11 protein-coding genes and 1 tRNA gene are annotated in these 13,256 nt (G+C 56.0%); 5 read left to right on the top strand and 7 right to left on the bottom strand.

The window, feature by feature from the left end; translation table 11 throughout:
* Position 1: 1 nt before the first annotated feature.
* Positions 2 to 940, bottom strand: coding sequence for an SGNH/GDSL hydrolase family protein (locus DSM3645_RS23770; protein ID WP_002655173.1), 939 nt, complete (start codon positions 938 to 940; stop codon positions 2 to 4).
* 23 nt (positions 941 to 963) lie between these two features.
* The gene (locus DSM3645_RS23775) at positions 964 to 2,064 is read right to left on the bottom strand and encodes a glycoside hydrolase family 76 protein (protein ID WP_002655174.1); all 1,101 of its coding nucleotides are present in this window, start codon (positions 2,062 to 2,064) and stop codon (positions 964 to 966) included.
* 189 nt (positions 2,065 to 2,253) lie between these two features.
* On the opposite strand from DSM3645_RS23775, the gene DSM3645_RS23780 reads away from it, so the two are divergent.
* Positions 2,254 to 3,255, top strand: coding sequence for an alpha/beta hydrolase (locus DSM3645_RS23780; RefSeq protein ID WP_002655176.1), 1,002 nt, complete (start codon positions 2,254 to 2,256; stop codon positions 3,253 to 3,255).
* 120 nt (positions 3,256 to 3,375) lie between these two features.
* Here the strand turns inward: DSM3645_RS23780 and DSM3645_RS23785 are convergent, their stop codons facing one another.
* Positions 3,376 to 4,314, bottom strand: coding sequence for an acyl-CoA desaturase (locus DSM3645_RS23785; RefSeq protein ID WP_237564923.1), 939 nt, complete (start codon positions 4,312 to 4,314; stop codon positions 3,376 to 3,378).
* Positions 4,315 to 4,972: 658 nt separating this feature from the next.
* On the bottom strand, positions 4,973 to 6,478 hold the full coding sequence (locus tag DSM3645_RS23790; protein WP_050769495.1) for a DUF1254 domain-containing protein: 1,506 nt from the start codon (positions 6,476 to 6,478) through the stop codon (positions 4,973 to 4,975).
* Between the two features lie 84 nt (positions 6,479 to 6,562).
* Here DSM3645_RS23790 and DSM3645_RS30325 point away from each other — a divergent pair, with 84 nt between their 5' ends.
* The 3 genes from DSM3645_RS30325 to DSM3645_RS23805 all read left to right on the top strand — a co-directional run bounded on the left by DSM3645_RS30325 (position 6,563) and on the right by DSM3645_RS23805 (position 9,801).
* The gene (locus tag DSM3645_RS30325) at positions 6,563 to 6,793 is read left to right on the top strand and encodes a hypothetical protein (protein WP_131282813.1); all 231 of its coding nucleotides are present in this window, start codon (positions 6,563 to 6,565) and stop codon (positions 6,791 to 6,793) included.
* 163 nt (positions 6,794 to 6,956) lie between these two features.
* Positions 6,957 to 8,375 (top strand): SUMF1/EgtB/PvdO family nonheme iron enzyme, encoded by a 1,419-nt coding sequence (locus DSM3645_RS23800; RefSeq protein ID WP_002655180.1) that lies wholly within the window; start codon positions 6,957 to 6,959, stop codon positions 8,373 to 8,375.
* A gap of 46 nt (positions 8,376 to 8,421) precedes the next feature.
* Positions 8,422 to 9,801, top strand: a complete 1,380-nt coding sequence (locus DSM3645_RS23805) for a Gfo/Idh/MocA family protein (protein ID WP_002655181.1) — start codon at positions 8,422 to 8,424, stop codon at positions 9,799 to 9,801.
* A gap of 100 nt (positions 9,802 to 9,901) precedes the next feature.
* On the opposite strand, the gene DSM3645_RS28900 is transcribed toward DSM3645_RS23805, so the two are convergent.
* Entirely contained in the window at positions 9,902 to 11,623 is a 1,722-nt protein-coding gene (locus DSM3645_RS28900) for a DUF1559 family PulG-like putative transporter (RefSeq protein ID WP_002655182.1), read from the bottom strand.
* 434 nt (positions 11,624 to 12,057) lie between these two features.
* Between DSM3645_RS28900 and DSM3645_RS23815 the strand changes: the two genes are divergently transcribed.
* Positions 12,058 to 12,498 carry a TIGR03067 domain-containing protein gene (locus DSM3645_RS23815; RefSeq protein WP_040352970.1) on the top strand — a complete coding sequence of 147 codons (441 nt, stop codon included), beginning with the start codon at positions 12,058 to 12,060 and terminating at the stop codon, positions 12,496 to 12,498.
* 145 nt (positions 12,499 to 12,643) lie between these two features.
* Here DSM3645_RS23815 and DSM3645_RS23820 read toward each other — a convergent pair whose 3' ends face one another.
* Entirely contained in the window at positions 12,644 to 12,961 is a 318-nt protein-coding gene (locus tag DSM3645_RS23820) for a four helix bundle protein (RefSeq protein WP_002655184.1), read from the bottom strand.
* Positions 12,962 to 13,127: 166 nt separating this feature from the next.
* A tRNA-Pro gene (locus DSM3645_RS23825) sits at positions 13,128 to 13,202 on the bottom strand.
* Between the last annotated feature and the right edge of the window lie 54 nt (positions 13,203 to 13,256).

Consider the following 13,256-nt stretch of genomic DNA (forward strand, 5'->3'; position numbering starts at 1 on the left):
TTTAGTCGGCTCGCACCAGCTCCGAGTTCTCGACAATCGTATTCAGAAACACCCGGCGAATCGCATCATACCCACGGTCGTTGGGGTCTTCGACGTTTTCATAGAACCAATAGTGCGGATCGTCCGCGACGTAGGTCGCTCTCCAAAACTGTCCGCTATGCGCCCCGTGACCTAGAAAGGTTTTGTAAAGCGGGACGATGTGGACATTGGGATGCGAAGCCGCGACCTCGTAGATCGCTTCGTTGTACTTTGCATGAATCGCCAGTCCGTCGTTCCAATTGGGGAGATAGATGCTCGGTGCGTCTCCGATGCCGTCGGTTGGATCATAAATATCGGCGAGATAGATCTCGCAACCGCCGGGAAAGCTGGCCTCGATTTTGACCAGCATCTCTTCCAAGCGAGTACGAAACGCGTCAATCCAAGGTTTGGCTTCAGCCAGCGTCGCGCCGTACATAGCGCATTCTTTGGGCGCCGCTCGACCGTAACTATGGATCAAGTCGTTCCCGCCGCTCGTCATCACCACCAGGCCAAATTCTTCCGAAGCATGCGTCTCGAGCCGGTCTTCAAGCACATGCAGATGATCGCGGGAAGTAGAGCCTGAGATCGCGAAATTGTCCTCTTCCAGATTTGGCAACACCTTCGACAGACAGAGCCCCTGCAGTTCAGGAAACTCATCGTCTGGATTAGCGATCAAACGATTGAAGTAGGTATGACTCGGCGAGTCGGCCCCAAGCCCCGCGGTGACGCTGTCGCCGATTCCAATCAAGCGAACGGGCCGATCGGTCCAAACGCGCGCGAAAGGCGCTGGATCAACCGGGGGTCCGGCCGGTCCGCTGCCAATCGATCGCAGCATGAAGTATTGCACGTAAAAGATGGCGCAGCTGACAAGTAACAGTCCTGCCGCCGAGATCGCTACGAGTCGCTTGCCGCGCAACTTCATCGAGCTCTCCTAAAATCATTCGATCATTTCTCGAATTTATCCGCATTTCGCCAGAACGCTTTTCCGGGTTCGGTCTCCGCTTCCGACATCAGCCACAATGCGCGGGCGATGCAGGCGCTCGACATCATGTCGTCCGGCGTATTCGCTTTCCAGTTGGTGTAGATCGCGTCAACGTTCCGCTGGGCCCGCTCCAGCAGGTACGGCTCGTTGGTCGCGCGGTAGAGTTCAAGATCGGCTTCGATCATGAAGTGCGAATATCGCACGGCGTCACGATAAAGGCCGGTATTCTTATCCAAGAACCAGTCGGCCGCTTCGCCGATTCGCTTGGCTTCGTCCAGGTAAGCTGACTCGCCGGTCGCCCGATATAGTCCCAAGTTGGCCCGCAACATCAAAGCGCTGTTGTAGGTCAGCTTGCCCCGTTTGATCTCGCCGGTCGCGACCACTTTGCGATCATCAAACAAGCCGTCGTCATCCTGCAACGCAGAATTTGTCCAAGCGACAATCTCCCGCGCCTTCTGGATTAGCGCCGGAGCTTCTGCTGTTTCAAACTTCGCCAACTGCAAACAACCGACCGCCGCCGGGCCGTTGGCGCAGGTGTTCTTGGTTCCATCCTTGTGGCGCTCATGCCACCAGATTCCTCCGCCGATCTCCTCGTCCCAACCGCTCAGCACAAACCTTTGCGTCTCGTCGGCTCGCTGCAGATAGCGCGGGTCATGATTCGTTTCGTACGCTTCCAGGAAGGTAATCACCAACCAGGCGTTGTCGTCGTAATACTTATCGTTCCCATTGCCGCGGGTCGGCGCCGCTTCATAGCCGGGAATCTTCGCCTTTGCGTCCCAATAACCGTCGAGGGCCGTGAAGTAGGCGTCCAACGGCAGCGCGTATTTATCGGGTTCAATCCTCGCGGCGGCGGTAAGGTTGGCGAACATCACGCTCTGCAGCCAAACATAGTCGAGCCGGTCGTGCTTCACCGTTTTGAAATAGACTCCGCTTTGAGCGTCGAAGAAGTTCTTTTGGATAAAGCCGGTGACTTCTTCGGCGCGCTCTGCGTATTGGTTCGGCTCAGCAGACTGAACCGCGGTGGACGTTACAAGCAGAATGGTGATCGTCAGAACTTTGGTCATGGAGCATTTTCTTCGCACGGTAAGGCGGCAATCCAGATGACTATCGTCGGCGAGCGTGGCTACGCGCCGCGCCGCAAGATATCATGATAGTTCACCGCAATGCCTGCGACGACAAAATGCAGCGTGCCGTCGAGATGCATTTCCCGCAAAGCCCCCCTGCTCGATCACTACTTCTCCAGGAATTGGACCATGAAAGACTTGCTCACCCCATGCTTGGTCTTGGCTATTTTCTTACTAGCAAATCCCGCATATTCTTCCGCCGCTGAACCCTATCAGCCGCAACCGATCGTGCCAGGCGGCATCCTACTGTCGCTTTATCCAGCTGATTCGCCGCAGTTGAATCAAGATCGCGTCCATGAAGCGGAGAACTACAACTCGACATTCGAGAAGAAGCCTGCAAACATTCTCAACGTAATTAACATTCACAATCCGTCGATCGAGGTCCATCTAGCGACCGACGAGCCCAACAACACCGGCGCGGCCGTTATTGTCGCACCCGGGGGCGGCCATAAGATTTTGTGGGTCGGACCGGAAGGCGCCGACTGCGTTCCCTTCTTCAAACAGCTGGGAGTCTCGACCATCATTCTGCGCAATCGCCTGCGCGTGGATGGCTACGTGGCTGAGGTCGACGCCGTGAATGACGCGTTTCAAGCAATTCGCTTGGTTCGCGCTCACGCCGCCGAGTGGAAGCTAGATCCGGCGAAAATCGGGATCATGGGATTTTCGGCCGGCGCCGAACTCTCGGCGCCGACGGCTGTGCTGTACGAACAATTTGCAAGCAACAACCGAGGCGCTGGCGATCCGTTGGCCAAGATTTCGGCGCGCCCTGATTTTGTCGGCGTGATCTATCCGGGACCGACTCCGTTTACCGCCGATCCAGAGACCCGCATTCCCGGCGACGTTCCTCCCAGCTTTATCGCTTCGGCCGGATCAGGCGACAAGGTCCATGCACTTTGGGCGACCGACTACTTCACGGCGATGCTAAAAGCAGGCGTTCCGAATCTGGAAATGCACATCTACGGCAACGGCGGTCACGGCGGAGGCTTGAGAGATCGCGGAGGCATTCCGTTTGGCACGTGGACGGCGCGATATGCCGAATGGCTAAAAGATCTCGGCTTTCTCAACAAGCCTGGCGTACCCACCAAAGCGGCCGCCGATGTCGCCGCGCATGCGAAGAAATCGCAGCGCTAAAAGCGGTCAATCGCGCCGCGCGCCCTAGCATCATCGTAAACCAAGCGGCTAAGAAAATAGCTCGTCGCAATTCTCTGCGGCGAGCTATTTTTGATTCGATATCAAGTGACTTGCGCTCGTCTATGCCCGGGCTTTGGTCGCCAACTTCTGATCGGGCCGCGCGACATTCCAGGCTAGCCCCACCGCTTCCAGGCTACAGATGACCCGATACGAAAGATCCAGTTCCCACCAGCGTCGTCCATGGGCCGCGGCGGTCGGAAGCGCATGGTGATTGTTGTGCCAGCCTTCGCCGTGCGACAACAAGCCGATCAGCCAATTGTTGCGGCTGTCGTCGCTCGTTTGATAACTGCGATAGCCAAACATGTGCGTCAGTGAGTTGACCGCCCAGGTGATGTGCCAGACGAAGACGGTCCGGACAAAGACTCCCCAAATCAACAAGCTCCAGCTCATCCGCCAGGCTTCGCTCCATCCGCCGGTGAAATAGCCGATAGCGCCGCCGATCAGATAAATGACGAAAGCGTGAGCGACAAATACAAGCAAGCCGTTTTGGCCGCGCTCTAACCACAGATAGAGCGGGTCGCGGACAACGTCGCGGGCGTATCGGTCCAGGTGCGCCATCTTGCCGAAGTTGCGATCTTTCACCATCAGCCAGCCCACCTGACTCCAGAAGAAGTTTACCAGCGGCGTGTGCGGATCTTCTTGTTCATCCGAGTGTTGGTGATGCACGCGGTGCGTTGCAACCCAACGAGCCGGAGTATCTTGCAAACAACAAACGCCGAGGATAGCGAAGGTATGCTCAAGCCAAAGCGGACACTGAAAACTGCGGTGCGTGAGCAGACGGTGATAGCCAACCGTCATTCCAAACATGCCGAACAAATGGTGGCCGACGAAAACCGAGACGACACCGGTCCAGCTGAATAGCCAGGGCCAGAAAGCATATAACGCAAACAGATGCATCAGGCCGATGACGCCTACGTACTCCCACCAGACGCGAATAGGCGTTACGCCGGGAGGCTTTTCCAGACGTTGGCGTTTCGGCGGTGATGCGATTTTGAGCACGTCAAATTCTTCCAATTAGAACTTCTGATCCGCAACCGATGCCGGCGCCGAGGGGGGGATTATACTGATCCCGCGTTTTTAGTGGAACATCGACATCTTCTGACTCAACAGGCCATCTCGCCTGCGTTGGATGACGTCTGCTGCTTGACCAATCGCGATATTTGAGAGCTTGGCGGCGACTAGACAGAATGCGAGATGTAGCGCATCTGGGAACTTCAGCACGGCCAGTTTAAACTACTTTCTGGGGGCATGCAGCCTAGATCTCGCCCCAAAAAGGCGACATAAGCCAGTTTCTTAGCTGGTTTACCTGGCGAAACTGATCAGCGGATCAACCTGTACTTATGTAAGCAGAGCCACCCTAATGTGCGAAACACTCACCGTCAAGCAGGGTAATTTGCGGCAAGAATATCGACTTTAGAATATTGGAAGAAATTAATGAATATCGCCCCTTGAGCTCCAGCTTGCCGCTGAGATCTCGGCACGAGTTGCCCTCAACACGCTGCGAGAAATAAGAGATCCACGGGGCGTTCCAGACAGAAACGTCGCTGTTCACGAATGTTTCGGGCGAACTGACTTCGTATCGCGACGGATTGCTGCAGCGGCTCACAGCGCCGTAGCGCCCCAAGCTTTGGGCGCTACAGGCGAGAACGATGACCGTCTACTTCACTTGCTGAACGCCCGGCGGTTGCCAGGTCCCTTCGCCTGCCGGCAAGACCGAGGGCGTTTCCGTCTTCGGCCAATAGAGGCGCATCACCAGATAAATCGGACCGTTGGGGGCCGGCAACCAGTTGGCTTCTTTGTCCTTGCCGGGGTTATCCTTTTGGATGTAGAGGGTTAGCGAGCCATCCTCATTCAATTGCATTTCTGGCAGCATCGGCGAGTTGATCAAGTAGCGGTTGATCGGGTTCTCAATCAACAATTGACTTTCGCCGTCATACATCGTCACCGACCAAAAGGCGTTGACCGGCGGAAATTCTCCTTTGGCGAACGTCAACGTGTAGTCGTGTTTGCTCCCGTCAAGCGTTTCTCCATCGACATCGACGCGAGTGATCGGATAAGTCGCTTCGACCGAATCGTTTCCGCAAATCCCCGCCTTGGCGCCGGCGGCGCGAAGTAGCCAATTACCAGCAAAGAATTTTCGATCGCCAAACGGGGAGGCGATTTTCCAACCGTTGACGTCCTTCAACGCACCTTCCAGATACTTCTGGACCTTTTCATCACCCTGCTTCATCGCGGTTGCGACGGTCGCTTGATGTTCAGGCGAGAGTTCCTTCATGCTGAACTTCTTGTCTGGCCCAATGCCGATGCTGGCAAGTTTGCCGCGGATTTCTTTTTCTTCTGGACCCGCCGGAGCAAACTGCAAACAGAAGTCGAGATAGCCGAAAAAGCCGGTCTCCAACATTGCTTTGTCGATCTTCGGAAAATCAATCTTGGGCGCCGCAGGCGGCGCCGGTTGGCCCAGAAAAGCGGAGAGCGGCTGAACTTTGTACCCCGACTGAATCTTCACGACATTCGGCATGTCTTCAGCGTTAAACAGTTGAGTGCGAAACCCAGCGATCGAAAACTGCGTTGTGGAGCGGAACACCCCTTTGACGCCCGGCGGCTTTTCACCTTTCCAGTCAGGTCCAACCACCAGAAAATCACCAGGCTCATTGCCGGTGGTGCGACTGCCGATGTAACCGTAGTTGAAGGTGTTGCCATCTTCCAGCTGCACGGCGTAGTAGCGATCTTTCTCGACCGCCGGGACCGAAATTACTTGCGGCTCGGCCCGTAGGTCCATCCAGAGAAACGAATACGGCGTGTCGCTATTGGGCGTGACAATGGCCGTGTCTTTGTAGGTAAAGACGCGCGATTCGTTTTTGATCTCGTTGAAAGGCGCTTTGTACTGTCCAGAATCTGGATCGACCGAATACTCGTACATCACTGCGTAGTTCATCACGATCGGCAGACCGTAGATGTAACCCTCTTCCAAGATCGCTTTGGTCTCTTCGATACTTGGCGCGGCGACGTCCGAACTTGGCGCAGCGACGTCCGGCGTCTCGTTTGTCGTCTCGCCGCCGGAGATTGCCTCTTGCTTCCCGCCACACCCGGTTAAACAGGTGATTGTGATCGCGCCGGCTAGAATTCCGCTCAGCAAGTACGCCTTATTTATCTCAAATCTCATTGCGTTTCTCATGGGAAGTTCGGCCAAACCGATCGGTGTCGATTCGCGGGCCGAATTTGGGAACAGACCAGAAGAGCGCCCCTTATGGTAATGGAAATCCACACCCGCCATTTGAGTGGATTTCATTCTGTTGTCGAGATTCTATCCGCGCGTCAAGGGAACGGCGACCAGCGATTTCAGAAAGACCGTAACTTCCTGGGGTCGAACGCTATTTGCAACAGGAGCGCCAATCCGCGAAGGTTGGCAATTGGGCTGAAATTTGTTGCGATTTTCCCGAAATTTTTCCGCGATGACGCTATCCCGCAGCAGAAATAAGAGGATCGCGCGGCGCGAACCATCTAGAATGAAGGGCCCCAGGTGATGATCTCTTCGCCAAGAGTCGTACTTGATTGCCGCACGCAACTCAAGTGTTTTCTCCCCCGCAAGGCGCCGCAGTCATGACCGACTTGCCTGCCGATGTCTATTTAGGAACGGACGATTGATCAGCTATCTCAAGACAAGTATCCAGCTCTTCAGCTATTTCTCGATTGCCTGTCTAGGCGTCTCGGCGACCGCGGCCAAAGTTGATTTCAGCAAAGAGATCGCGCCGATTCTGGAAACCAACTGCGTCTCTTGCCATTCTGGCGAGTCGCCGGAAGGGGATTTCAATCTGACGACCAAGACGCTTGCCAACGAAACGAGCTATGACAGCGCGATCGTCGCCGAGTCTCCGGAAGAGAGTTCGATTTACAGCTTGACGGTCCTGGATCGTACTGACGATCAACTGATGCCGCCGCTGCATTCTGGCGGCCCGCTTCCCAAAGCCAGCACCGAGCTGCTGCGCCGCTGGATCGCCGAAGGCGCCGAGTGGCCGGAAGGGACGACTCTCACGGCCAAGCCCAAGCCCGCCGGCAGTTTTGTTTCGGCCGACGACTTCGACCTGGTGAAAAAGATCCACGCCAAGATTGTCGCCCAGGCGAAAGCCGAAGCCGGCGATCCGCAGGATTACGCAAAAGTAATTCCGCTGACCGAAGTTGAGTTTCACATGGTTGCGACGCCTGGCGGCGAATTTCTGATGGGGAGTCCGGCTGATGAAGAGCTTCGCCATGCCGACGAAGGACCGCAAACCAAGGTAACCGTCGATCCCTTCTGGATCGGCAAATACGAAGTGACCTGGGACGAGTACGAACCGTTCATGATCACCCAGATCGACCGCCGCAAAGATGGGGGACGCATCGATTATGACGCCCAGACGCACACCATTATCGATGCGGTCAGTCAGCCGACTCCTCCCTACACCGAGATGAGCTTTGGCATGGGGCAACATGGCTATCCTGCGATCAGCATGACGCAGCACGCGGCCAACAAGTATTGCCAGTGGTTGAGCGCCCAAACCGGTCATTTCTATCGACTGCCGACCGAAGCCGAATGGGAATTCGCTTGCCGCGCCGGCACTTCGACCGCCTATTCGTTTGGCGATGATCCCGAACAGCTAAAGCAGTACGGTTGGTTCTATGACAACGCGAACGAAAAGTACCAAAAGGTTGGCCTAAAGAAGCCGAATCCCTGGGGCCTACATGACATGCATGGCAACGTGATGGAGTGGACCGCTGACCAATACCTGCCTGACTACTTTGACAAGATCCAAGGCCACGCGAACAATCCCTACATCAAACCGGTCACCCTTTATCCGCGCACAGCTCGCGGCGGCGGCTGGGACGATGATCCAGATCGACTTCGATCGGCGGCGCGGCGCGGATCGGACCCCTCCTGGAAACAGCAAGATCCGCAGTTACCCAAAAGCGTCTGGTATCACACCAACGCGACCCAACTAGGCTTTCGCATCGTACGACCAGTAAAGGTTCCCTCTCCGGAAGAGATGTACTTCTACTGGAACAGCGCTCGCGACGTTTACTAGCCCCTCTCTATTCCCCGCAACACTTCCCGTTATCACAGGACTGATCATGAGCGAACGAATCGAAACGACAGAAAACCGCCGCAACTTTATCAAAGTCGCCGGTACGGCTTCGGCATTGGCCGCCTTCGCTGTTCCGCATGTCCATGCCGAAGAAAAAGAGATCAACACGATTCAAGTCGCTCTGGTTGGCTGTGGCGGTCGTGGAACCGGCGCCGCGGCGAACTGCCTAGACGTACCGGGCGCTCGCACCAAGTTGGTCGCGATGGCTGACGTGTTTGATCATCGCTTGGCGGGCAGCCACAAAACGCTCGAACGCTTGTACCAAGAGAAAGAAGACAAATTCGACGTCCCCCAAGAACGTCAGTTTGTCGGCTTTGAAGCCTACAAGAACGCGATGGACGCACTCAACCCAGGCGACATCGTCATTCTCGCGACGCCGCTGGCGTTTCGCTGGGTCCACTACACCTATGCGATCGACAAAGGCTTGAACGTCTTCATGGAGAAGCCGCTCATCGCCGATGGCCCGAGCGCCAAGCGAATGCTGGCGTTGTCAGAAAAAGCGGACGCGAAAAACTTGAAGTCGGCCGTCGGCCTGATGGTTCGTCACTGCCGCGGACGCCAAGAGTTGCACAAGCGCATCCAAGATGGCGAAATCGGCGACATCATCATGATGCGGGCCTATCGCATGCATGGGCCGGTCGCCTCGGCGTTCTCGACCCGCAAACCGGCCGAAACGCCGGAAGTGATGTTCCAGATCGAACGCTTCCACAGCTTCCTGTGGGCCAGCGGCGGTTGCTTCAGCGACTTCTACATCCACCAAATCGACGAAACGTCGTGGATGAAAAACTCGTGGCCGGTCAAAGCGCAAGCGCTCGGCGGGCGACATCATCGCGATGACTTCATCGATCAAAACTTTGACTCGTACGCCGTCGAGTACACCTATGACGACGGGTCGAAGCTCTTCTTTGACGGTCGCACGATGCTCGGTTGCCGCAACGACATGTCAAGCACCGTCCACGGCAGCAAGGGTTCGGCGATTGTCAGCACTTCGGGTCACACTCCCGGTAAGGTGCGCACCTTCAGCGGCCAAAACCAAAATCGCCGCGAAGTGACGTGGGCCTGGCCGCAACCCGAAGAAAACCCCTACCAATTGGAATGGAACGACTTCATCGACGCGATCGTCAAGGACACGCCGTACAACGAAGTCCCTCGCGGCGTCGAAGCGAGTCTGGTCACCAGCATGGGTCGCATGGCGGCTCACACCGGCCAGGAAATCACCTACGACCAAATGCTCCACTGCGAGCACGAGTTCGCGCCGAACGTCGACAAACTAACGGTCGATGGCCCGGCCCCGATCATGCCCGACGAAAACGGCCGCTACGCCGTGCCGATGCCGGGCAAAAATCGCGACGTTGAGTTCAGCTAGTCGTTCGACGGCGATTGGAATGGTAACATCGAAGCCCGGCGTCTGAGTTCAGACGCCGGGCTTTCTTCATAGTTAGCGTCGACCGCGGCCGAACCTAGACTTACTGCGGTATCACCTGACCATCATTCCGCTGAAAAAGCAGTTGCAGCGTTTTGGCAGGCGTATCCATGTTGATGAAGCGGACGCTGCCGTCGCAATAGGCGGCGTTGAATCCGCCCAGTTGCGCTTTCCCCAAATTCTTCCAGACGTTCATCAGGTCGACCTCCAGATCGCTCGGCTGCGTCCAGATCACCGCGGCGTCTTCGTTGGTTTCAACGCACATCAGGGTGTTAGACGTGCCGTCGGTGAAGTTACGGAAGCTAAGCCCCGGTGCGAACGGCTGGCCTTCCGGCGGCGCCGTCGGTTGCTCGAAAAACATACCTTTGCCGAGTGATCCCACATAGTTGGCGTATCCTTCCGGCGTCGTGCTATTGGGATTGTTGTAAATCGCCGGCATCCGCGGAATCAATTTTCGATTGTGCTCGCTATCCCAGGGCTCATCGAGATGAAACTGCTCGTACAACGCGTGCTGTTCGATGAACGGTAAAATCATTACGCGCCAAGAGAGCAGTTTTTTTCCTTCCTTGTCGGTGATCGCCTGGGGAGGAAACGTGCGGTACGTGTCATGGAACATGTGCATCGCCAGTGCAATCTGCTTTAAATTATTGGCAGAAGCCGCGCGCCGCGCCGCCGTTCTCGCCGATTGAACCGCCGGCAACAGCAGCGCGACCAAAACTCCCACGATCGCCACATTGGTCGCGGCGATCTTGTCTTCGCTTTGTTCAAATCGGATCACTAGCGCGTCGCCGTCTCGTTTTGGCTGCAGCAGTTTGAGCATCGATTCGGCCATGCGAGTTTGATACTGCCCCATCGCGGCTTCGATTTCGTCTTTGCTATCCGCCAACTTTTGGGCTTCGCCCAACATCGCCGCTTTGGCCATTTCCATGGTGAAGCCGGCCATGTACTCCAGCTTTTGCGCCGCTTCTTTGTCGACCGCGTCGATTTTCAACGTCAGGGCCATCTTGTTGGTGAAATGACCACTCAATGTGATCGACTTGGTCGAATCCGGAATCTGCTTATAAACGGCGAACGGAAACGGAATCTCTTGCTGCGCGATGATCCCATTGATTTGGTCTCGCACCGGCGCCATGTTGAGCATCAAGACGACGTCGGCATCATCGCCGGCGTCCGCCAACATTTGGGCTGGCTGCGTGAGCTGCGCATGGGGACCGTTGGTTACGACCGCGGCGACGGCGGTGAGTGAACCGAGCAGAAACGTATGCTCGTCCAGTTGATGCGCCGCGAGGTAATCGAGCGGATACGCTTCGGTGAAAAAGGCTTTCCCTTTCAACCCCGCAAAGACTTCGTTCACCGTTTCTTGGTCGGCCATCTCCTCGACCAACTCACCGATGTTGGCGAAGAAGGTTTCCCCTTGCAGCGTCTCGGACGTCTTCACCACGGCGACCACGTCAGGCGTCGGATTCTCCGGCGTCGGCAGAGTCGCGATTAACAGGATTGAAGTGATCCGCATCGGATCAAATCCGAGGTACTTCGCGCCGAACGCCTGCGCCACTTCCACGGGATAGTTTTTTACGACCGACGAGGTCAACAGCGGTTCCGCACGTAGAAAGCCAACGCCGACCGCGTTGTCCGGAACATATTCCAGACCCAAGCTCCCTTTCTCGACCGTCGCGGCCTCTTGGGCCATTAACGCCCACTGCGGCGAAAACGCCATCGTCGCCGTCAGAAAACCAACCAGGATTGCCTTGAGATACGAGGTCATGCGCCTGTCTCCTTGATTGCAGCGGTGCGTCACGGTTGAAAAGATGGAAATAGCAGCCGAAGATTATAGCCCGCCGAGAGAGGGGGAGCGAGCATTTCCTAGGTAAATGTTCCGTGAGCCATCACAACCGATCTATGACATGCGGATTCAGAAGTCGCGCCGATCAGAATTCAGGAATTCTTCGCCACCGGAAGAGAAGGAGCAGCAGGAAGAGATCAGACTGCTAGCTGAAACCGGTTACTTTCGCATGACGCTTCCATCGCAGTTGCAGTTGAACGCAGTAAGTGCGCCTAGTTCAATCCGACTCTCCCTTGTATTCGCTCGCCGCTTTACAACAACTTCTCTGAGAGAGCCGGATTATCCAGCTGCGCGAAAAATGGAATCTAAGCTTCTACGAGAACCGATTTCCCTTTCGCAATGTACAGGAGACTCCTATGGGATTCCCAATTATGATGCTGTTGGCCGCCAGCGCGCTATTCTGTGACGAAGCAACCCAAACCAACGTCGCGCCCACCGGCGACGCGCTGCAAGGCGTCTGGTACCTGAGCGGCGGCGAAGCCGATGGCAATGTGCTCTCCCAAGCCGAACTCAAAGATGGCAAGCTGGAAATCCAGGGAGACCATTACACCGTCATGCTGGCCGAAATCGGCAAGCTCGAGGGAACGCAAAAGCTGGGCGTGGCGGAAGACGTCAAGACGATCGACGCGACGAACGAGACCAACGGCGAAAAGGAAAAAACTTGCCTTGGCATCTACGAAGTCAACGGGGATGAATTCCGCGTGATCTTGGCTCCGGCCGGCGAAGCTCGCCCGACCAAATTTGAAACGGCGCCCGGCAGTGGGCAGTGGATGCATGTTTGGAAGCGAGTGAAGTAGGCGACGCGGGATCTAATTCGAGAAACAGCCGATCACCACATCTGTTGGTGATCGGCCACGAGCGAACATCGATTCGCTATCGCAAGGGTTCCCACCTCCATCAGACGGCACGATTCTCTAGGCCGTTGACCAAGCCCAATAGCATCTAAGCGATATCCTCTAGCTGAGCTTTCCGCTCACCATGCTCGGCATCATCAAACAAGCTACGACGCCGGGCCAACTCCAACAACGGCACGCATTCCTGTACCGAGCCGTAGGTGATCATGAAAAAATTCCTGCGGTCAAGCTTTGGTAAAGCGGCCGTTACCTTCGGCGCTGTTGGCGGCAAGGGAAAGGGCGGCGCTGTTAGTTGATCAACGAGGAAGCCATAGCCGCGGGGAAAGGATTCAGTCGCCGAACAGATCGGATCGGCGAAATCGATCGCCTTCGGGTAGACGAACAGTTTCTCGAACTGGAACGTCACTTGGCTACTCAGAAGAAGTGAGTAGAAAGAAGAACCGTAGACCGAGCAGAGAGGGAGAAAGCTAAGCAGTAGTGAGAATCTTCGCCCTTGAGAAAACCCTAGGCCTGTAACGCTCTACTGCTCTACTTTCTCCCCTCTACTCTCTACTACTGAGGCTTCGCCTCAGTCGGGGTGACAGGATTCGAACCTGCGACCCTCTGCTCCCAAAGCAGATGCGCTAGCCAGGCTGCGCCACACCCCGAACATTAGTCCCCGATCTTATCCGCCGAGCGGGGACCTGACAATGATACCTGTA

Source organism: Blastopirellula marina DSM 3645, from assembly GCF_000153105.1.
Taxonomy (GTDB): Bacteria; Planctomycetota; Planctomycetia; order Pirellulales; family Pirellulaceae; genus Blastopirellula; species Blastopirellula marina.

Bases quoted from the DNA above. Each gene is read 5' to 3' on its own strand.
- DSM3645_RS23770 (WP_002655173.1), bottom strand. From the start codon at position 940: ATGAAGTTGCGCGGCAAGCGACTCGTAGCGATCTCGGCGGCAGGACTG.
- DSM3645_RS23775 (WP_002655174.1), bottom strand. From the start codon at position 2,064: ATGACCAAAGTTCTGACGATCACCATTCTGCTTGTAACGTCCACCGCG.
- DSM3645_RS23780 (WP_002655176.1), top strand. From the start codon at position 2,254: ATGAAAGACTTGCTCACCCCATGCTTGGTCTTGGCTATTTTCTTACTA.
- DSM3645_RS23790 (WP_050769495.1), bottom strand. From the start codon at position 6,478: ATGAGATTTGAGATAAATAAGGCGTACTTGCTGAGCGGAATTCTAGCC.
- DSM3645_RS30325 (WP_131282813.1), top strand. From the start codon at position 6,563: ATGGTAATGGAAATCCACACCCGCCATTTGAGTGGATTTCATTCTGTT.
- DSM3645_RS23805 (WP_002655181.1), top strand. From the start codon at position 8,422: ATGAGCGAACGAATCGAAACGACAGAAAACCGCCGCAACTTTATCAAA.
- DSM3645_RS28900 (WP_002655182.1), bottom strand. From the start codon at position 11,623: ATGACCTCGTATCTCAAGGCAATCCTGGTTGGTTTTCTGACGGCGACG.
- DSM3645_RS23815 (WP_040352970.1), top strand. From the start codon at position 12,058: ATGGGATTCCCAATTATGATGCTGTTGGCCGCCAGCGCGCTATTCTGT.